Source organism: Bradyrhizobium sp. 18BD, from assembly GCF_054185225.1.
On the sequence record NZ_JAVAYL010000005.1, the window covers coordinates 132663 to 152696 of the forward strand.

At 64.9% G+C, this 20034-nt stretch carries 15 protein-coding genes; 4 read left to right on the forward strand and 11 right to left on the reverse strand.

Annotated elements, in window-relative coordinates; translation table 11 throughout:
• Nucleotides 1-17: 17 nt before the first annotated feature.
• From RAD16_RS11160 to RAD16_RS11200, 9 genes are all read right to left on the reverse strand, one after another.
• Nucleotides 18-818, reverse strand: coding sequence for a YdcF family protein (locus RAD16_RS11160; protein WP_458157919.1), 801 nt, complete (start codon nt 816-818; stop codon nt 18-20).
• 83 nt (nt 819-901) lie between these two features.
• Entirely contained in the window at nt 902-2239 is a 1338-nt protein-coding gene (locus tag RAD16_RS11165; protein WP_458157920.1) for an FAD/NAD(P)-binding protein, read from the reverse strand.
• Nucleotides 2240-2433: 194 nt separating this feature from the next.
• Nucleotides 2434-3951 carry a tripartite tricarboxylate transporter permease gene (locus tag RAD16_RS11170; RefSeq protein ID WP_458157921.1) on the reverse strand — a complete coding sequence of 506 codons (1518 nt, stop codon included), beginning with the start codon at nt 3949-3951 and terminating at the stop codon, nt 2434-2436.
• An 11-nt stretch (nt 3952-3962) separates the two neighbouring features.
• On the reverse strand, nt 3963-4505 hold the full coding sequence (locus RAD16_RS11175; protein ID WP_458157922.1) for a tripartite tricarboxylate transporter TctB family protein: 543 nt from the start codon (nt 4503-4505) through the stop codon (nt 3963-3965).
• Nucleotides 4506-4678: 173 nt separating this feature from the next.
• Nucleotides 4679-5665, reverse strand: a complete 987-nt coding sequence (locus RAD16_RS11180; protein ID WP_458157923.1) for a Bug family tripartite tricarboxylate transporter substrate binding protein — start codon at nt 5663-5665, stop codon at nt 4679-4681.
• Between the two features lie 132 nt (nt 5666-5797).
• Entirely contained in the window at nt 5798-6595 is a 798-nt protein-coding gene (locus RAD16_RS11185; RefSeq protein WP_458157924.1) for an enoyl-CoA hydratase/isomerase family protein, read from the reverse strand.
• A 116-nt stretch (nt 6596-6711) separates the two neighbouring features.
• Nucleotides 6712-7911, reverse strand: coding sequence for a pyridoxal-phosphate-dependent aminotransferase family protein (locus tag RAD16_RS11190; RefSeq protein WP_458157925.1), 1200 nt, complete (start codon nt 7909-7911; stop codon nt 6712-6714).
• A 115-nt stretch (nt 7912-8026) separates the two neighbouring features.
• Nucleotides 8027-9310 carry an MFS transporter gene (locus RAD16_RS11195; protein ID WP_458157926.1) on the reverse strand — a complete coding sequence of 428 codons (1284 nt, stop codon included), beginning with the start codon at nt 9308-9310 and terminating at the stop codon, nt 8027-8029.
• Nucleotides 9311-9364: 54 nt separating this feature from the next.
• Nucleotides 9365-10567 (reverse strand): pyridoxal-phosphate-dependent aminotransferase family protein, encoded by a 1203-nt coding sequence (locus RAD16_RS11200; protein ID WP_458157927.1) that lies wholly within the window; start codon nt 10565-10567, stop codon nt 9365-9367.
• A gap of 133 nt (nt 10568-10700) precedes the next feature.
• On the opposite strand from RAD16_RS11200, the gene RAD16_RS11205 reads away from it, so the two are divergent.
• The 3 genes from RAD16_RS11205 (at nt 10701) to RAD16_RS11215 (ending at nt 14953) form a co-directional block, all read left to right on the forward strand.
• The gene (locus RAD16_RS11205) at nt 10701-11438 is read left to right on the forward strand and encodes a GntR family transcriptional regulator (protein ID WP_458157928.1); all 738 of its coding nucleotides are present in this window, start codon (nt 10701-10703) and stop codon (nt 11436-11438) included.
• Between the two features lie 103 nt (nt 11439-11541).
• A complete protein-coding gene (locus tag RAD16_RS11210) occupies nt 11542-14532 on the forward strand; it encodes an FAD-binding and (Fe-S)-binding domain-containing protein (RefSeq protein ID WP_458157929.1) in 2991 nt (996 codons plus the stop codon).
• The gene (locus tag RAD16_RS11215) at nt 14525-14953 is read left to right on the forward strand and encodes a GlcG/HbpS family heme-binding protein (RefSeq protein WP_458157930.1); all 429 of its coding nucleotides are present in this window, start codon (nt 14525-14527) and stop codon (nt 14951-14953) included. Before RAD16_RS11210 ends, RAD16_RS11215 begins: the two co-directional genes overlap by 8 nt.
• 864 nt (nt 14954-15817) lie before the next feature.
• On the opposite strand, the gene RAD16_RS11220 is transcribed toward RAD16_RS11215, so the two are convergent.
• Nucleotides 15818-16600, reverse strand: a complete 783-nt coding sequence (locus RAD16_RS11220; protein ID WP_458157931.1) for an enoyl-CoA hydratase/isomerase family protein — start codon at nt 16598-16600, stop codon at nt 15818-15820.
• 129 nt (nt 16601-16729) lie between these two features.
• On the reverse strand, nt 16730-18820 hold the full coding sequence (locus RAD16_RS11225) for a molybdopterin-dependent oxidoreductase (protein ID WP_458157932.1): 2091 nt from the start codon (nt 18818-18820) through the stop codon (nt 16730-16732).
• Nucleotides 18821-19057: 237 nt separating this feature from the next.
• Here RAD16_RS11225 and RAD16_RS11230 point away from each other — a divergent pair, with 237 nt between their 5' ends.
• Nucleotides 19058-20029 carry a tripartite tricarboxylate transporter substrate binding protein gene (locus RAD16_RS11230; protein WP_458157933.1) on the forward strand — a complete coding sequence of 324 codons (972 nt, stop codon included), beginning with the start codon at nt 19058-19060 and terminating at the stop codon, nt 20027-20029.
• Nucleotides 20030-20034 lie beyond the last annotated feature (5 nt).

A 20034-nucleotide genomic window follows, 5' to 3' on the forward strand; every position in this document is an offset into this window, starting at 1 on the left:
TGGGCTGAGGTCTCAGCTCAGCCCCGCGGCCCCGGAAGCAGTTCGTCGATACGGCCGGCGGCCCGATAGGTGATCAGGCCAAGCCACTCGCGGACCGCGATGTTGGTCCGCGACAGGCCGTCCTCTGCAATGTCGGTGAACGAGAAGGCGTCCCGTCCGGTGCCGACACGCCAATCGACCGGGTACGGCTCGACCGCAAATCCGACTTTCCGGAACAGACCGATCGACCTCGGCATGTGAAAGGCCGAGGTCACGAGCAGCCAGCGCTCGCCCGGCTTCGGATCGACCATGGCCTTGGTGAACACAGCGTTCTCATAGGTGTTGCGGGCTCGGCTTTCCACGATCAATCGGCTCTTGTCGATCCCAAGGCTTTCGAACAACCCGGCCGCGAAATCGGCCTCCTTCGCCTCGCCGGAGATCAGGTTGGGGTTGCCTCCCGTAAAGACCACGCGCGCACCAGGATATTTCCGGGCCAGCGCAGCGGTCGCGATGATCCGGTCGGACGCGGTCGTTACGACCGGCCTGCCGTGAGCCGCGGACAGATCGACGTCGATCGAGGCGCCGAGAACGATGATGCCATCCGGCACGGCCTGGGACGGCGTCCAGGCCGGGAAGCGTGACTCCAGCGGATAGAGCAGGAGATTTCCGACCGGTCCGAACCCGCACACCGCGAGCATCGATGCAGACAGCAGTACCAGCGCGCGACCAAGCTTGAAGAATCGCGTCAGGAGCAGGAGCGCGCCGAGTACGGTAAAGCCGATCAGGAAATTCTGCGGCAGGGCCATGACGCCGAGCGTCTTGGATAGAACGAAGAACACGGTTTTCCTCCGGTCACAAAGGTGATCGTCATATCATCGATTGACGGAGGAAGCAGGCTTCGCCCCAGGCACCCGCGGGCCGCTCAGGCGCGAGCCAGGCGCGCGGCCAGTTCGGCGCATTGATTGCGAATGTCGGGGATCGCGATGATCTCCCAGAAAGCTGCACGCGTCAGCGGTCCGACGGCGAACAGCCGTTGCGACGGAGATCCGTTTCCGTCGATGATCGCGCAATCCGCGCTGACGTCGATGCCGATACGCAACGGGTCGATACGTGCCCGTCCCTCCTGCAGCAGGTTGCGCACCACGGGATTTGCGGTCGCGCGCGGATCCTTCACCACGCCCGTGCAATCCACGACGGCTCCGACCTGCATCGTACGGATCTCGCTGCCGCCGCGCGGGCGATATTGGACCGATACCCCGCCTTCGCCTGGCGTCAGGGCGACAACCTTCGCGGCCATGACCTTCAGTTTCTGCTGGGAAAGAGCGCTTGTGATCCGCGCCTCCACCTCGGGCGCCATGCGATGACGATGAACGTCCCACCACGCGCGCGCGTGTTCGAGAAAGCGTCGCCGCGACGGCACCGAGAGCTCGCGCCAGACGCGCTGGGTGTACGGACGAATGGCATCGACGACGCTGCGCCAGTCGCCGCCTTCAGCCACGTGCGCTTCGACCCTGCGCCGGAACCATCGGAACAGCGCTCCGCTCCCCTGCCCGAAGGGCACATCGGCCTCTTCGATGCGCATCGGCGGGACGCGCCGGTGGGCCGTCGCCAGCAGGCCACGCCGCGAGATCGCGACGATCTCTCCCCGATGGCCATCCCGCAGCAGCGACAGCACGTAGTCGACCATCGTCAAACCTGTTCCGAGAATCAGGACCGCACTGTCCTTGTCCATTCCGGCCGGCGGCGCCCAGGGGTTCGCATAAGCGCCTGGCTTTGGCTCTCCCGTATCGTGGCCGGTCGCAAGCACGGCGATATCGCCGGTCAGGCGCTGGCCGCCGGCCAAGGTCACCTCCACGCTCGCGGCGCTTTCCCGAACCTCGACACAGGTTTCCTGGAGGATCGTCAATCTGTCCGAATTGCTCGCGATGATCGGCTCGATCAGGCTTGCGATATAGGTTCCATAGACCCGCCTGGGAACGAAGCAGAAGGGATCGGGACAAATCGCAATGTCTTGCGACGCGGCCCATTGCCAGAAATGGTCCGGCTGATCGGGCAACGCACTCATATTGGCTGCCCGTACATTGAGCAGGTGATCGGGGTTCCCGGTGTGATAGGCCAGTCCCCGCCCGATCTCGGCGCGCGTTTCGATCAGCGTGACCCGGAAATTCGAAGCCGGCTGGTGCAGAAGTTGATGTGCGAGGAGGACACCGCTTGCTCCGCCGCCTATGACGATTGCGTGTCGAATAGCGGACTGACTCATAGACTTGCAAACCACCGTTGGTGCGCGTTACCGGCCTCGTTACATACCGCGGGATGTTTTGCAACCGACCGCAACCCGGCACCGATATCAGAGCTGCGGGCGTCCGATAAACGACAAAGCCCGGCGCGAGGCCGCTTTGCTTCTTGTTGGACCCCCATCATATACTTGATTTCAAACGAGATTGCCCTGACGCGCTAGCGTGATGTCGTCCTGGTCCGCTGCGTCCAACCGACGCGGGAGAGCAATCCGTCGATGACTGGCCAGAACAGCAGCACGATCGCCAGCGTCGTGATCGACCCGACCAGCCCGTTCGACCAGAACACTTTCAGGGTCCCGCCGGACCCGATCATCGACAGGCGGAAGGCGTCCTCGGCTCGGTTGCCGAGCACAAGCGCCAGGGTGAACGGCGCCAAGGGAATGCCGATCTTCTTGAAGACATAGCCGACAATGCCAAAGCCGAGCATCAGCCAGATGTCGAACATCGCGTTCTGGATCGCGTACGCGCCGATCGCGCAGGACACCACGATCATCGGTGCCACCGCCGCGAACGGCACGCGCAGGATCGAGGCGAAGATCGGCACCGTCGTCAGCACCAGCACGAGGCCGACGACATTGCCGAGATACATCGAGGCGATCAGGCCCCAGACGAAGTCCTTGTGCTCGACGAACAGCAGCGGGCCCGGATTGAGGCCCCAGACCATCAGGCCGCCGAGCAGAATCGCCGCCGTGCCCGAGCCCGGAATGCCGAGCGCCAGCATCGGCAGCAGCGCCGAGGTGCCCGAGGCATGCGCCGCCGTTTCCGGCGCGAACACACCCTCGATCCGGCCCTTGCCGAAGCTCTCGGGTTCCTTCGCAAAGCGCTTGGCGAGGTTGTAGCCCATGAAGGACGCCGCGATCGCACCGCCCGGGGTGATGCCGAGCCAGCAGCCGATGAAGGAGGAGCGCAGCAGCGTCACCCAGTATTTCGGCAGGTCCTTCCAGACGCCGAGCACGACGCGCAACGAGATGCTCGCGGCGTGTCCGCGCAGCGCGAGCCGCTCCTCCATCGTCAAGAGGATCTCGCTGATGCCGAACAGGCCGATGACGGCGACGAGGAAGTTGATGCCGCGCAACAGCTCGGACGAGCCGAAAGTCATACGCAGATTGCCCGACACGGTGTCCATGCCGACGCCGGCGAGCAGGAGCCCAAGCGACATCGAGATGACGGTCTTGTGCTTGGCCTCGCGACCGAGGCCGACGAAGGAGCAGAAGGTGAGCAGATAAACCGCGAAGAACTCCGGCGGGCCGAACTTCAGCGCAAAGGACGAGATCATCGGCGCGAGGAAGGTGATCAGGAGCACCGCGACCAGCGAGCCGATGAAGGAGGACGTGAACGCCGCCGTCAGCGCCTCGGCCGCCCGGCCCTGCTGCGCCATCGGATAGCCGTCGAAGGTGGTCGCGACCGACCAGGCTTCGCCCGGGATGTTGAACAGGATCGAGGTGATCGCGCCGCCGAACAGGGCGCCCCAGTAGATGCAGGACAGCATCACGATCGCCGAGGTCGGATCCATCGTGAAGGTGAGCGGCAGCAGGATCGCAACGCCATTGGGGCCGCCGAGCCCCGGCAGCACGCCGACGAAGATGCCGAGCACCAGCCCGACCATCATCAGCACGAGCGTCTTCCAGGTCAGCAGGACGGCGAAGCCGTGAAGCAGGAGACCGAGAGCTTCCATCGCGGATCCGCCTAGTGGCCGAAGGCCGCTTCGAGCGGCCCTTTCGGCATGATGACGTCGAAGGCGATGTCGAAGGTGACGAACATGATCGCCGTGAACACGAGAGCGGTGAGCAGCGACTTCCACAGCGCGATCTTGCCGACGAGGCGCATGAAGCCCGCAATCAGCAGGAAGCTCGCGACATAGAGGCCGAGGAACTGCGTCACCACGCAGAACAGCAGCGTCGGCACGAACACCGCCATCACGCGGCGCGCCTGCGCACGCGTGACGAAGGTCTCCGCCGCCTTGCGGTGGGCGATCAGTGCCACGATCAGGCCGTAGAGACTGCCGCCGCCGAGAATGATGGAGAGATAGAACGGGAAATAGCCGGGCTCGGGCCCGGTTGCATCCCACGACGCGCCGGTGCGCCAATTGTCATAGCCGAGTGTGATGGCCAGCGCGAGCAACAGCAAGCAAACGAAGATCTCAACGGTCCCGGAGGAAACGACGGAGGGCGAGTCGTCTTCAGGCGCGGTGGGATCGTCGACGACGATTTCAAGATCGGTTTGGGACATGCTCTGTTAGGGACGGAGTGCGGTCAATTCTCCCTCTCCCCGCTTGCGGCCGCTTGCGGGGAGAGGGTTGGGGTGAGGGGGAGTCTCCACAGGGACGATGAGAGTTGAACTCGCGGAGAGGGCCCCTCACCCCGACCCTCTCCCCGTAAGAACGGGGAGAGGGAGAAGAGCAGTTACTTCGCGACGAAGCCGGCTTCCGTCATCAGCGACTTGTTGGTGGCATCGTCCTCCTCGAGGAATTGCACCATGTCCTTGCCGGTGAGGAAGATCGGCTTCAACGCCTGCTTCTCCATGTAGTCCTTGTACTCGGCGGTCTGCGTCACCTTGTGGAACAGCTCGACATAGAAGGCCTGCTGCTCCGGCGTGACCTTGCCGGGCAGGAACATCGCCCGCAGCATCAGGTACTGGACGTCGACGCCCTCTTCCTTGCAGGTTGGGATGTCGGCCCAGGACTGCGTGTCCGTCACCTTGGTGGTGTAGGAGATGCGTTCCTTGTCGAACACGCAGAGCGGACGCACCTGACCGGCGCGCCAGACCTCGAGATTCTCCGAGGGATTGTTGACGTTGGATTCGGTGTGGTTGCCGACGAGCTGGGTCGCGGCCTCGCCGCCCGACTTGTAGGGCAGATAGGAGAATTTCGCGCCGGTCTTCTGCTCCAGGAACACGGTCAGCACGTGATCCTCGCGCTTGGAGCCGGTGCCGCCCATCTTGAACGGCGCGCTCGACGCCTTCGCCGCCTCGACAAACTCCTTCACGGTCTTGGGACCGGCGCTGTTGTCCCACAGCACGAACTGGTCGAGTGCGATCACCGAGACCGGGGTCAGCTCGCGCCAGTTGAACGGGATCTTGGCCGACAGCGGCAGCATGTAGATCAGCGAATAGGCGATCAGCACCTTGTTGGGATCGCCCTCGCTTGACTTCATGTACATCAGCGCTTCCGCTCCCGATGCGCCGCCCTTGAGCGAGACCACCATCGGCTGCTTCATCAGATTGTTCTTCTGGATCGCGGCTTGCATCATCCGCGCCATCTGGTCGGAGGCGCCGCCCGCGCCCGCGGCCACGACGATCTCCACCGGCTTGGTGGGCTCCCAGCCGGCAAAGGCCGGCGCGCTGAACAACAAGGCCGTCGCAGCCCCGACGGCTTTCACTGGAATACGCACGAGTTTCGTCCCCTGTTTATTATTGGCTTTGTGATGCCGGGAATTCTATCGGTGCATTGTGCGGACTAAAGGTCACGAGTTCAAGCCGGCGGACATTCCGCCGCATATGACTTTCGGCTGACGAAGCGCGCGCTACTTGCCCTTCCAGACCGGCGCGCGCTTGTTGAGGAAGGCGTCCATGCCCTCGCGGAAGTCCTCGCTCATATAGGCCTTGAGAATCAGATCCTCGCCTTCCTCACGCGACAGCGTGCGGCGGATGCGGCGCACCGCTTCCTTGGTGGCCTCCAGCGTGAGCGGCGCGTGGCTCGCGACGAGCCTGGCGGTCTCGTCGGCACGGCGCTGCAGCGTCTCCACGTCAGGCACGATCTCGTTGAGCAGGCCGAGCGACAGCGCCTCCTGCGCCTCGACGAGGCGCGCCTTGAAGATCAGGTCCTTGGTGCGGGCGGGACCGACCAGCGAGACGACGCGGCTGATGTTCGACATCGACAGGCAATTGCCGAGCGTGCGCGCGATCGGAAAGCCGATCCGCGTCGTCTCGGTGCCGATACGGAGATCGCAGCAGGCTGCGATGCCGGCGCCGCCGCCGGTGCAGGCCCCGGCGATGGCCGCGATCACGGGCACGCGGCACTGCTCGAGCGTGCCGAGCACGCGGTCGATGCGGGCCTCGTAGTCGAGCGCGTCCTGCGCGGTCTTGAAGGCGCGGAACTGGGAAATGTCGGTGCCAGAGGCAAACGCCTTGTCGCCGGCGCCGGTCAGGATCAACGCCTTGATCGAGCGGTCGGCGTTGATCTCCTGGCAGATCTCCGCCATGCGGTCATACATGGCGAAGGTCATGGCGTTGCGCGCCTGCGGGCGGTTGAAGGTGATCCGCGCGATGCCGTCCGTGACGGAGTAGAGCAGGTCTTCGTTAGCAGTCGTCGGTACGTTCATCGCGCTGTCACTTTCTCTAGAGCATGATCCGGAAAAGTGTGCAGCGGTTTTCCGAATAGATCATGCTCAAACCATAAGACCTAAAGCGCGATAATCTCATCGCGCTTTAGGGTAGTTCAGGCCACCTGAGCCTTGGTCATCGGCACCACGTCGCGCCCCTTCAGGACGTCCATGGCCGCCAGAACGCCGCCGCTCCGGTGCGGAATCTTTGCAAGATCCAGGCCCATCTCGACGCCGGCGAGCGTACCCATCAGCATCAGATCGTTGAAATGGCCGATATGGCCGATGCGGAACACCTTGCCCTTGACCTTGTTCAGGCCGGTGCCGAGCGACATGTCGAAGTTCTCAAGCACCACCTTGCGGAAGGCGTCGGCGTCGTGACCGTCAGGCACGCGCACGCCGGTCAGCGCCGGCGAATGCGCGGCGGGATCGATGCACTGCGTCTCCAGGCCCCAGACCTTGGCCGCGGCGCGCGTCGCCGCGCTGTGGCGCTTGTGGCGGGACCAGACATTCTCCAGGCCTTCCTCCTCCAGCATCTTCACCGCTTCGCGCAGGCCGTAGAGCAGGTTCGTCGCGGGCGTGTAGGGGAAGGTGCCGAGCTTGTTGAAGGAGATGACCTCCTGCCAGTCCCAATAGGAGCGCATGCCGGGGTTGGTCTTGGCGACGTTGAGCGCCTTCTCCGAAACGGCGTTGAAGCCGAGGCCCGGCGGCAGCATCAGACCCTTCTGCGAGCCCGCGACCGAGACGTCGATGCCCCAGGCGTCGTGCTCATACTCCATCGAGCCGAGGCCGGAGATGGTGTCGACCATCAGCAGCGCCGGATGCTTGACGCGGTCGAGCAGCTTGCGCACCTCCAAAGGCGGCGTGACACAGCCAGTCGAGGTCTCGTTGTGGACGACGCAGACCGCCTTGATCGCGTGCTGCTTGTCGGCGGCAAGGCGCTTCTCGATCTCGGCGAGATCGGCGCCGTGGCGCCAGTCGCTCGGGATGAAGTCAACGTCGAGCTTGAACTTGTCGGCGATACCGCGCCACAGCACGGCGAACTGGCCGGTCTCGCACATCAAAACCTTGTCGCTGGGGGCGAACACGTTGACCATCGCCGCTTCCCAGGCGCCGGTGCCAGACGAGGGGAAGATGATCACGGGCTGCTTGGTGCGGAACACCCGCTGCATCGAGGCGAGGACCGCAAAACCGAGCTCGGCGAACTCCGGACCGCGATGGTCCAGCGTCGGCATGTCCATCGCCCGCAGCACGCGGTCGGGCACGTTGGTCGGTCCTGGAATCTGGAGAAAATGCCTTCCAGTATGCACGGTCATAGGCGTCCTTCCCGGTCTAGCCTTGTTTTGATGGCCGCCGAATAGCACCATTTGACCGGCTTGTCCCCTCTCCAAAGGGCTCGTCCCATGCATAACGGGTGGACCTCCGCCGCCCCTATTCCGCCGGCACCACCTTGCCCGTGGGCAACCTGCCTTCCGCGTCCGTAAACGGCCGTTCCGGGTGCATCAGGAAGGCGGAGACGCCGCCGAGCAGCAGCAGGCCCATCGACATCAGGAACGGCAGGTACCAGTTACCGGTCGCATCGATCACGAAGCCCGCGACCAGCGGGGAAACGATGGCGGCAAAGGCCGAGCCGGTGTTCATGAGGCCCGACGCGGTCCCGGAATATTTCGGGGCGATGTCCATCGGGATCGACCACATCGGGCCGATCACGAGCTCAGCGCAGAAGAAGCCGGCCGACAGGCACAGCGCGACGATAGTGATGTCGTGGACGAACAGGATCGGAAACAGCGAGAGCAGCGCCCCCGTAAACCCTGTTACGGTGACGCTCAGCCGCGCCAGGCGGACATTGCCGGTGCGGTCGAGAATCTTGTCCGACAGCACGCCGCCGACGCTGTCGCCGACCACGCCGGCGAAGAAGACGCCGGAGGCGAACAGCGCCGAGTTCTTGATGTCGAGATTGTAGTTGTTCTTGAAGAATAGCGGCAGCCAGTTCAGGTACAGCCACAGGCACCAGCCGTAGCAGAAATAGGTCAGCGTCACCGGCCACATCCGCCCGAGCAGCGGCCCCCACGGCACGCGCGGCCGCTCGCCGGTCGGGCGCGGCGGCAGCGTCGCGAGTTCGGCCTCGGTGATCGAGGCGTGGTCGTTCGGCTCGTTGCGGAAGTACCAGACCCAGATCACGCCCCAGATCAGGCTGACGAAGCCGAGCACGACGAAGGCGCCGCGCCAGGTCAGCCACAGGATGAGCAGCGCCACCACCGGCGGCGTCACGGCATTGCCGAGCCGGGCGAAGGAATGGGTCAGGCCTTGCGCAAAACCACGGCGGTTGGCCGGGGTCCAGTATTGCATCGCGCGCGTCGCGGTCGGGAACGTCGCGCCCTCGCCGAAGCCGAGCGCGAAGCGCGCGACGAAGAGTGCGCCGAGACCATTGACGAAGCCGGTCATGATGGTGGCGGCGGCCCAGATCATGCCGCACCAGAACAGTGTCTTGCGCGGCCCGGAATGATCGCCGACCCAGCCGCCGATCACCTGGAACAAGAGATAGGGATAAGCGAAGGCGGAGAAGACGAGGCCGAGCTGGGTGTTGGAAAGCCCCAGCTCCTTCTGGATCTCGCTCGCGGCGGTGCCGATGTTCACCCGGTCGACATAGGTGATGAAGTACATCGCGCAGAGCATCGCCAGCACGACATGCGTGGCCTTGAACCGAATTTTCATCTCCACCCCTCCTGATCGCCTTTTGTGATTGTCAGCCCGCGTGTCCCCCGCGGTTTAAGTGCCGACCACTTTCAGGTGCGGCGAGGCATTGCCTTGCGGTCGCTGCTCCAGCAGCTTCATCGCGACGTCAACGCCGCCGGAGCGATGCGGCACGCCCGCGACCGATAACCCCATCTCGACGCCGGTGAGCGCGCCGAGCAGGGTCAGCGCATTGCATTCGCCGAGATGGCCGATGCGGAAGACCTTTCCGGCGACCTTCGACAGCCCCGAGCCGAGCGACATGTTGTAGTTCTCGAGCACGACTTTCCGGAACTGGTCGGCGTCATGGCCCGGCGGCATCAGCACCGCGGTGAGCACCGGCGAGAACTCGGCCGGCTCCTGGCAGAGCACTTCGAGCCCCCAATGATTGACGGCGGCACGCGTTGCGGCAGCCAGGCGCTGATGCCGCGCGAACACGTTGTCGAGCCCCTCCTCCAGCAGCATCGCGATCGCCTCGCGCAGGCCGTAGAGCAGGTTTGTCGCCGGCGTGTAGGGGAAGAAGCCGTTGGCGTTGGGCTTGAGCATCTCCTCCCAGTCGAAATAGGAGCGCGGCATCTTGTTGGTCTTCGCAGCCGCGCGGGCCTTCTCCGAGATCGCGTTGAAGCCGAGGCCGGGCGGCAGCATGAAGCCCTTCTGCGAGCAGCTGACGCTGACATCGACCTTCCACTCGTCGTGGCGGTAGTCGACCGAGCCGAGCGAGGAGATGGTGTCGACCATCAGCAGCGCCGGATGGCCGGTGCGGTCGATCGCGGCGCGGATCTCGGCGATGCGGCTGGTCGCGCCGGTCGAGGTCTCGTTGTGGACGACCATGACGGCCTTGATCGCGCGGGCCTCGTCCTCGGTGAGCCTGGCCTCGATCACGGCGGGGTCGGCGCCGCGGCGCCAGTCGCCGGGCACGAAATCGACCTCGATGCCGAACCGGCCCGCCATCTGCCGCCAAAGGGTGGCGAAATGGCCGGTCTCCACCATCAGCACCTTGTCGCCCGGCGACAGCGTGTTGACGATCGCGGCCTCCCAGGCGCCTGTCCCTGAGGACGGGAAGATGATGACCGGACCCTTGGTCTGGAAGATCTTCTGGCTGCCTTCGAGCACGGTGCGGCCGAGCGCACCGAATTCGGCGCTGCGGTGGTCGATGACAGGCATGTCCATGGCGCGCAGGACGCGCTCGGGGACCGGGCTCGGGCCTGGAATCTGAAGGAAATGGCGTCCCTGGTGCATGAAAACCTCCCTGTCGGCGGATTCTGGCCGGCTCTGCAGACTATTTTGCATTCATTTTTTGTCCTTTCAATCGAAATTTGGTATTCGATTGTGGACGTCGACGCGACCAAACGGGCAAACTATTGTGCTGCAAATGAAATCCGCGATTCCCGACACGGGGGTTCCGATCACCCCGCCCGCCGCAAATGGCGGCGACCGCGAGACAGCCTCGCTCCATGGCGAGATCCTGCTGCGGCTGCGCGACTACGTGGTCGAAGGCAACATTCCCGACGGCGCCCGCGTTCCCGAGCGCCAGCTCTGCGAGATGTTCGGCATCTCCCGCACGCCACTGCGCGAGGCTTTAAAGGTACTCGCCGCCGAAGGCCTGATCGAGCTGCTGCCGAACCGCGGCGCGCGAGTGCGCCAGCTCAGCCAGCGCGACCTCGAAGAGCTGTTCGACGTCATGGCCGGACTGGAAAGCCTCGCCGGACGCCTCGCTTGCGAGGCGATTACCGATGAGGAAATCACCGCGATCGAGCAACTGCATTACGAGATGTACGGCCATTATCTGCACCGCGACATGCACGGCTATTTCCAGACCAATCAGCGCATCCACGAGAGCATCGTCGCGGCCGCGCGCAACGAGACGCTGAAGACCGCCTACGCCAACTTCGCCGGCAGGATCCGCCGCGTCCGCTACTCTGCCAATTTCGCCCGCAAGCGGCAGCGCTGGGCGGAGGCGATGCGCGAGCACGAGGCCATCCTCGACGCGCTGCGCCGCCGCGCCGGCAGCGAGCTGAGTGACATCCTGTTCCAGCACTTGCGCAACAAGCGGACGGCCGCGATCGAGCACCTGACCGAGCCCCAGGAAGAGGCGCCGGCCGCCCCTTGAGGGGCGCTCGGCTTGCTCGTTTTGAATTCATAATATAATCGGTCGGAAACGATAATGAATAACCCAGCAGGGCCGAGCCCGCTGGGTCAGTCCGGGATCAGGGATGACAAACGCCTCCTCGCTCGAACGGCGCCTGCGCGCGGAAATGACCGGCGACGTCCTGTTCGACGGTTTTAGCCGCGGCCGCTACGCCACCGACGCCTCGTTCTACCAGATCATGCCCGCGGGCGTGGTGGTGCCCAGGACCATGGACGAGGCCCTGCGGGCGCTGGCGATCGCGCGTGACGAGGGGCTGAAGGTCACCCCGCGCGGCGGCGGCACCTCGCAATGCGGCCAGACCGTCAATGACGGGCTCGTGGTCGATCTCTCGAAGCATCTCAACAAGATCCTGTCGCTCGACGTCGAGGGCCGCACCTGCGTGGTCGAGCCCGGCATCGTGCTCGACGACCTCAACCGCCAGCTCAAAAAACACGGCCTGTGGTTTCCGGTCGACGTCTCCACCGCCTCACGCGCAACCATCGGCGGCATGGCCGGCAACAATTCCTGCGGCGGCCGGAGCCTGCGTTACGGCACCATGCGCGACAACACGCTGTCGATGGAGGCTTCGCTTGCCGACGGTATGGTGAGCCGGTTCGGCGAGGTCTCGCGCGATCTCTCGGACAGCGACGCCGGCGAGACCGTGCGCGCCTTGTTCCGCGACATGCTTGATCTCGGCACGCGCGAGGCCGACGAGATCGCCGCGCGCTTTCCCAAAGTGCAGCGCCGCGTCGGCGGCTACAATCTCGATGCGCTCACCCCGCGCAACGCGCGCAACAACATGGCGCATCTGCTGGTCGGCTCGGAAGGCACCCTCGCCTTCACCACCAAGGTCGAGCTGAAGCTGTGGCCCGTCATCCGCAACAAGGCGCTGGGCGTCTGTCATTTCGGCAGTTTTTACGAGGCGATGGATGCGGCCCAGCATCTGGTCAAGTTGAAACCGATCGCGGTCGAGCTGGTCGACCGCACCATGCTCGCGCTCGGCCGCGACATCGCGATGTTCCGCCCGATCATCTCGGCTGCGATCAAGGGCGATCCGGACGCTGTGCTGGTGGTCGAGTTCGCTGAAGAGGATCAGGCCGACAATCTGGTGCGCCTCAAGCAGCTCAACGAGCTGATGGGCGATCTCGGCTTTGGCTGGACTAACGATACCCGCAAGTGGGGCGGCGTGGTCGAGATCACCGAGCCTGCGCTGCAAAGCGGCATCGCCGATTTCCGCGCCGCCGGCCTCAACGTCATGATGTCGATGAAGCAGGAGGGCAAGCCGGTCTCCTTCGTCGAGGACTGCGCCGTGCCGCTGCCGCACCTCGCCGACTACACGGCGCGGCTGGGCGAAGTGTTCGCGAAGCACGGCACCAGCGGCACGATGTACGCGCACGCCTCCGAGGGCTGCCTGCATGTGCGCCCCGTGCTGAATCTGAAGCTGGAGAAGGACGTCAAGGCGATGCGCGCCATCGCCGAAGAGGCTTTCGAGCTGGTGCGCGAATACAAGGGCTCGCATTCCGGCGAGCATGGCGACGGCCTGGTTCGCTCCGAATTCCACGAGGCGATGTTCGGCGAGCGTCTCGTTGCCGACTTCCGCGAGGTGAAGCATCGCTTCGATCCCGACGGCACGCTCAATCCCGGCAAGATCGTCGACGCCCCGAAGATGGACGACCGCTCGCTGTTCCGCTTCAAGCCGGACTATCGCGTCGCGGATCTCAAGACGAAGCTCGACTGGTCGGCCTATCCCGGCGCTGGCGGCGGTTTCCAGGGCGCGGTCGAGATGTGCAACAACAACGGCGCCTGCCGCAAGATCGAGGGCGGCGTGATGTGCCCGTCCTATCGCGCCACGCGCAACGAGAAGGACGTCACGCGCGGGCGTGCCAATACGCTGCGGCTCGCGATCTCCGGCCAGCTCGGCCCCGACGCGCTGTCCTCCGACGAGATGATGGAAACGCTCAAACTCTGCGTCTCCTGCAAGGCCTGCCGCCACGAATGCCCGACCGGCGTCGACATGGCCAAGATGAAGATCGAGGTGCTGGCCGCGCGCGCCGCCAGCCACGGTCTGACGCTGCGCGATCGGCTGGTCGGATATCTCCCGCGCTATGCCGGCCTCGCCTCGCGCTTCGCACCGCTGGCGAATTTGCGCAACCATAGCCCGCTGCTGCGAAAACTGTTCGAGCGCTTTGCCGGCATCAGCGCGCGCCGCGCCCTGCCCGCCTTCCGCAGCGACGTGTTCGTGCCGCCAGCCAACAGCGTCGGCCCGGAAACCGGCCGCGAGGTCGTCCTTTTCGCCGATACCTTCAATCGCATCTATGAGCGCGAGAACCTCGAAGCCGCGCTGCGCGTACTCGCGGCTGGCGGCTATCGCGTCCACATACCAAAACCCGCGAGCGGCAGCCGCCCGCTCTGCTGCGGCCGCACCTTCCTCTCCGCCGGCCTCGTCGATGAAGCCAGGTCCGAGCTCGACCGTCTCGTCGCTGCGTTGGCGCCCTTTGCCGCACGCGGCGTGCCGATCGTCGGCCTCGAGCCGAGCTGCCTGCTCACGCTGCGCGACGAGCTCGCCTCGCTGCGCAAGGACAACGACGCCAAGGCCGTCGGCGCCCATGCCCTCACCTTCGAGGAGTTCCTGGTGCGCGAGGCCGAAGCCGGCCGGCTGCAACTCCCGCTCGGCACCGTCGCCGACAAGGCCGTGGTGCACGGCCATTGCCACCAAAAATCCTTCGGCGCCTTTAAGCCGGTCGAGCAGGTGCTGCGCCTCGTCCCCGGCCTCAAGGTTGAGACAATCGAGTCGAGCTGCTGCGGCATGGCCGGCGCGTTCGGCTATGGCGCCGACACCTATGATGCCTCGATCGAGATGGCCGAGCTGTCGCTGCTGCCCGCGGTGCGCCGCGCCGACCAGACCACGCTGGTCGTCGCCGACGGCACCTCCTGCCGGCACCAGATCCATGACGGCGCCCAGCGCGAGGCGCTTCATGTCGCCCGCGTGCTGGCGATGAGCCTTGATCGCGCCAAGTCCGATGCCAAGACCAATTCCTCAACCAACCCTGCTGCAAAGGAAACCAGCCATGGCTGACCTCACGCTCGACACCGCCCGAAAGATTCTCGACGCCGCCTTCGCAAAATCCATCGAGCTGAAGCTGAAGCCGCTGGTCGTCACCATCCTGGACGCGCGCGGCGTGCTCAAGATCGCAGCCGCGCAGGACGGCACCAGCCTGATGCGCGCCGAGATCGCGCATGGCAAGGCCTATGGCGCACTCGCCATGGGCATGGGCTCGCGCGCGCTGTTCCAGCGTGCCCAGGAGCAGGCCTATTTCATCGACGCCGTGAACACGATTGCGAAGGGCGCGCTGGTGCCGGTCCCCGGCGGCGTGCTGATCATGGACGGCACGACGCTGCTTGGCGCGGTGGGCGTGTCCGGCGACACCTCCGACAATGACGAAGCCTGCGCGGTCGCGGGCATCCAGGCGGCGGGCCTGAAGGCCAACGCGGGCTGACGGTCTCTCCCGTAGCCCGGATGGAGCGAAGCGAAATCCGGGAGCGTCGCGGACGCAGACCCCGGCATCGCTTCGCTCACCCGGGCTACAAGATCGTGCGTTGCCCGACGGGCAAAACACCCCAGCCCTCGGTCAACCGCCCGCCGTCAAAATATTCGCCTTTACAGAATTTCTGATTTATCGCATTCTCCGCCCTATCCTGATCCAGGACAAGGGGCGGTCGTACGTCGTCACGAACCGTGGATCGGGCTGCGGTGGACGCGAGCGGTGCCGATGCGGAGGAGAGCGTGCAGGGCGGGATGAACCCCGTGAGCGCGCCGGCTTCCGCACACGACGGACGGCACCGAATGCGTACGGCGAAACCGTGTGGTCCTGGCCGTCGTTGCTACGGTCAAGCCTCTGCGAATGCGGCGTTGCTTCAACCGGGGCGGCGTCCCGCGAATTTCGCGGAGGTGACGGAGGCAAGCAGGAATTCGTCTCCGGGGAGAGCGCGCATAAGCCGTTAGACCACTGCGCAGGGAAGGCCGGATGTTCGGCTGCCCTGTATCGCTCCTGTGCGTTGCGTGTGCATCATTCTTGCACGGGAGTTCTGCGGGTGCCAGCCGGCACCCGGCCTTCCCTGCGCCCTGTCTTTCGAGAGGGCGTGATGAAGAGAGCAAAACTCGGGCGGATCACGCCGCGAGAGTGTGAAGGCGTGTCTGCTGTTTGAGATGTGAATTGGAGGGCGACGGCCTGGCGCCCTGCTCCGTCATTGCGAGCGCAGCGAAGCAATCCAGACTGCCGCCGGGGAAAGACTCTGGATTGCTTCGCTGCGCTCGCAATGACGAGAAGCTGTCGATAGCACCGCACTCTCGTGCCGCCCCTCTACCTCCCCGTCCACACCGGCTTGCGCTTCTCCCCGAACGCCTTCAGCCCCTCCTTCGCGTCCTCGGTCATGGCGAGCAGCGCGATCTGGCTTTCGGTGTAGGCGATGCTCTCGTCGAACGACATCGAGGCGATGGCGCGCATGGCGTATTTGCCGCGGCGGATCGCGGTCGGTGATTTGTCGACGATGCGGCCGATCAGCCAGTCGACCTTGGCATCGAGCTCGGCGGTCGGCACGACATAGTTGAGCAGGCCCGCGGCTTGCGCGGCCTTGGCGTCGAACGGCTCGCCGGTCAGCGCCCATTCATTGACGAGGCGCGGCGGCGCGATCGACTGCAGCAGGCTCAGCACCTGCATCGGGAACACGCCGACCTTCACCTCCGGCAGGCCGAAGATGACGTGATCGGCCGCAACCGCCATATCGGTCATGCAGAGCAGGCCCATGCCGCCGGCCATGCAGACGCCGCCGACCCGCGCAATCGCCGGCTTGGTGGCATTCTGTGACAAACGTAACAGATCGGCATAGTCGACATTTGGTTTGGAATGATCCATCGCGAACGCCGCACCGGAATTCTGCAAGTCGGCGCCCGCGCAGAACGCCTTGTCGCCCGCGCCCGTCAGCACGATGACGCGGACGTCCTTGTCGTCATGCGCGTCGCGATAGCCTTTGGTGATGCCGGCGATGACGTCTCCGTTCAACGCGTTGCGTTTCTCCGGCCGGTTGATGGTGATCCAGAACGCCTGCCCTCGCTTTTCGGTGATGACGCCTGTGGTGTCGGTCATGACGCGCTATCCTTGCTCCCGTTTGGCAGCCATTTGCGGCAGCTCGGGCGCAAGGCGCAAGCGCAATCTGTCACGAGCGCCGCTTTAGCGCCTCGACACAAACTTGCGAGGCTTCGAGGCGCGCACGGCTCAGGCCGCGGTCGCTTTCCTGATCCAGACCTTGTTGTCGTGGAACGCAGCGCCGCCGATCGGGGCAATGGTGTCCGCGCCCGTCAGCGTGTTGATGCCGCGGCCGCCGATATGATTCTTGTTGGGGTGAACGGACTCCGCGATCAGCACGCCGCGCCGCACGCCTGCGAACAGCGTGGCGACCAGCGCGGTCTCACCGCGGGTGTTGCCGAGCGTCACGGCATCACCGTCGGCAATGTCGAGCGCGGCCGCATCCAGCGGATGGATCATCACGCTCGCCTGGCCCTCGCGCGCCTGCGAGGACGGCGTCTCGTTGAAGGTGGTGTTGAGGAAACTCCGCGACGGGCTGGTCGCAAGCCGGAACGGATGGGCCTGATCGGTGTGCTCGATCACCGCCCAATGATCCGGCAGCGACGGCATCTTGTCGAAATCGCCCATGGTCCGGCCGAACGGCGGATGCGCCCAATCGGCCTTGAAATGGAACTTTTTGTCAGGATGAGCGAAGCCATCGAGATAATGCGAGGTGCGGAAGTCCGGCTGCAGGTCGCGCCAGATGTCGGCCTCGAGGCCGCCGATGTCCCCGTGGTCGCTGAGCTTCAGCGTCGCGTCGATCAATTCGCGCGGCGTCATCTCAAAGCCCTTGTGCCGCGCGCCGAGCCGCGGCGCCAGCGCCTGCAAGACCTGATGGTTCGAGCGGCATTCGCCGGGCGGGTCGATCAGCTTCGGCCCGACCGAGATGTGCTGGTGGCCGCCGCCGTAATAGAGATCGTCATGCTCCATGAACATGGTCGCCGGCAGCACGATATCGGCCATCAGCGCCGTCTCGGTCATGAACTGCTCGTGCACCGCGACGAACAGATCCTCGCGCGCAAACCCCTGACGCACCAGCGCCTGCTCAGGCGCGACCGTCATCGGATTGGTGTTCTGGATCAGCATCGCCTTGACCGGCCCCTTGCCGAGCAGGGCCTCGGCATTACCGGTGAGGATGCGGCCGATCTGCGACTGGTCGAGCGCGCGCGTGCTCGGATCGATCGCGTCGTGGCCCTCGATGATGGATTCGTTGAAGTGCCACAGCGCGTAATTGTTGAAGAAGGCGCCGCCGCCCTCGTACTGCCAGGCGCCGGTCACCGCGGGAATGCAGGTCGCGGCGTGCATCTGCGTCGCACCGTTGCGCGAGCGGGTGAAGCCATAGCCGAGGCGGATGAAGGTCCGCTTGGTCTCGCCGACCGCTTTCGCAAAGGCCTCGATCTCCGCCACCGGCACGCCGCAGATGGCGGACGCCCATTCCGGCGTGCGCGTTTTCAGATGCGCCTCGAGCTCGGCGGGACAATCGGTGTACTTGTCCATATAGGCGCGGTCGGCATAGCCGTCGCGGAACAGGACGTGCATCACGCCGCAGGCAAAGGCGCCGTCGGTGCCGGGCCGCAGGATGATCTTGATGTCAGCCTGCTTCATGGTCTCGTTGTCGTAGATGTCGACGGCCGCGATCCTGGCGCCGCGCTCCTTGCGGGCGCGCGCAGCGTGCGTCATCACGTTGACCTGGGTGTTGACGGGGTTGGTGCCCCAGATCACCACGAGATCGGACAGCGCCATCTCGCGCGGATCGACGCCGGCGATCTTGCCGGTGCCGATGGCAAAACCGATGCGCCCGACATTGGCGCAGATGGTCTGATAGAAGCGCGAATATTTTTTCACATGCGTGAGGCGGTTGAGGCCGTCGCGCATCACCAGACCCATCGTGCCGGCGTAGTAATAGGGCCAGATCGATTCCGCGCCGAACTCGCGCTCTGCCTCGTTGAAGCGCTGCGCAACCTCATCGAGCGCCTCGTCCCAGGTGATCCGTGCGAACTGGCCCGAGCCCTTCGGACCCGTTCGGCGCATCGGATACATCACCCGTTCGGGGTGATGGATGCGCTCGGCGTAACGAGCGACCTTGGCGCAGACGACGCCAGCCGTATAGGTCTGCTTTTTCGAACCGCGGACGCGGCCGATGCTGCGGCCTTCGACCACCTCGATGTCGAGCGCGCAGGCCGACGGGCAATCATGCGGACAGGTCGAATGGCGGATTTCGATCTTGGCGTGCTGGTTCATGGCCAAATTCGTAACACCAAAATACCGGGTAGCCGAGGGCATTTATCCGGCAATGCCCATGCGATTTGCTCAAACCGTACGCGCCTGCGGTGCCTGCCGCGCCTGCGAAACAAGGCGCGGCCACACCGGAAACCGCCCGATATTCCCTGCATCTTCGCCCTTGTGAGGCGTCGACAGTCCGCATCCCCTGCCGCTACAGTGCCGGCCAACAAGAACGACATCAGGGAGGTGGGCACGATGGCCCGAAGACTCATGCTGGCGCTGGCGGCCGGCCTGCTCGCTGCGTTCTCGGCCGCCCCCTCCTCCGCCCAGGATTACCCCAACCACGCCGTTCGGATCGTCGTCCCCTTTGGCGCCGGCGGGCCGGCCGATGTTGCGGCGCGGCTGATCGGCAACGTGCTCCAGGAGAGCTTCGGCCAGCCCTTCGTGATCGAGAACCGCACCGGCGCGGGCGGCGTCATCGGCACGGTCGAGGCGGCGAAGTCGCCCGCCGACGGCTACACGCTGCTGATGATGTCCAACACCCAGACCGCGAACGAATCGCTGCTGACGCCGGACAAGCGCAAATACGAGCTGATGCGTGACCTCGCGCCGATCGCGCCGGTGAACTATTCCGATCTCGTCATCGTGGTGAACCCGCAAGTTCCGGCAAAGTCGCTGCAGGAGTTCATCGCGCTCGCGAAATCGCAACCGGGCAAGCTGAACTACGCCTCCTCGGGCCAAGGCACGCCCTATCACATGGCCGGCGAGCTGTTCAAAGCCATGGCCGGCATCGATATCGTCCACGTCCCCTATCGCAACAGCGGCGAGGCGCGCAGCGGCGTGATCGGCGGACAGGTGCAGATGATGATCGATGCGGTGCCGGCGATGGCACCGAACATCGGCGAGAACCAGGTGCGCGCGCTCGCGACCACCGGCAAGCAACGCTCTGCCGTGCTGCCGAACGCGCCGACCGCCGGCGAGGCCGGTGTCCCCGGCTATGAGGCGACGATCTGGCTCGGCCTGATGGCGCCGGCCGGCACGCCAAAGCCTGTCATCGACAAGCTCAACGCCGCCGTCAACGCAATGGTGAAACGGTCGGACATCGTCAAACTCTGGACTGAACAGGGCGCCGTACCCATGTCAATGACACCGCAGGAGTTCGACAAGTTCCTGCGCGGCGACATCGAGAAATGGGCCGATGTCGTGAAGAAGTTCGACAAATCCTGAGGCCG

What these genes read in the sequence shown, in the direction of transcription:
- RAD16_RS11210 (WP_458157929.1), top strand. Translation starts at nt 11,542, where the DNA reads ATGACAAACGCCTCCTCGCTCGAACGGCGCCTGCGCGCGGAAATGACC.
- RAD16_RS11220 (WP_458157931.1), bottom strand. Translation starts at nt 16,600, where the DNA reads ATGACCGACACCACAGGCGTCATCACCGAAAAGCGAGGGCAGGCGTTC.
- RAD16_RS11230 (WP_458157933.1), top strand. Translation starts at nt 19,058, where the DNA reads ATGGCCCGAAGACTCATGCTGGCGCTGGCGGCCGGCCTGCTCGCTGCG.
- RAD16_RS11200 (WP_458157927.1), bottom strand. Translation starts at nt 10,567, where the DNA reads ATGCACCAGGGACGCCATTTCCTTCAGATTCCAGGCCCGAGCCCGGTC.
- RAD16_RS11195 (WP_458157926.1), bottom strand. Translation starts at nt 9,310, where the DNA reads ATGAAAATTCGGTTCAAGGCCACGCATGTCGTGCTGGCGATGCTCTGC.
- RAD16_RS11205 (WP_458157928.1), top strand. Translation starts at nt 10,701, where the DNA reads ATGAAATCCGCGATTCCCGACACGGGGGTTCCGATCACCCCGCCCGCC.
- RAD16_RS11190 (WP_458157925.1), bottom strand. Translation starts at nt 7,911, where the DNA reads ATGACCGTGCATACTGGAAGGCATTTTCTCCAGATTCCAGGACCGACC.
- RAD16_RS11185 (WP_458157924.1), bottom strand. Translation starts at nt 6,595, where the DNA reads ATGAACGTACCGACGACTGCTAACGAAGACCTGCTCTACTCCGTCACG.
- RAD16_RS11225 (WP_458157932.1), bottom strand. Translation starts at nt 18,820, where the DNA reads ATGAACCAGCACGCCAAGATCGAAATCCGCCATTCGACCTGTCCGCAT.
- RAD16_RS11165 (WP_458157920.1), bottom strand. Translation starts at nt 2,239, where the DNA reads ATGAGTCAGTCCGCTATTCGACACGCAATCGTCATAGGCGGCGGAGCA.
- RAD16_RS11170 (WP_458157921.1), bottom strand. Translation starts at nt 3,951, where the DNA reads ATGGAAGCTCTCGGTCTCCTGCTTCACGGCTTCGCCGTCCTGCTGACC.
- RAD16_RS11175 (WP_458157922.1), bottom strand. Translation starts at nt 4,505, where the DNA reads ATGTCCCAAACCGATCTTGAAATCGTCGTCGACGATCCCACCGCGCCT.
- RAD16_RS11215 (WP_458157930.1), top strand. Translation starts at nt 14,525, where the DNA reads ATGGCTGACCTCACGCTCGACACCGCCCGAAAGATTCTCGACGCCGCC.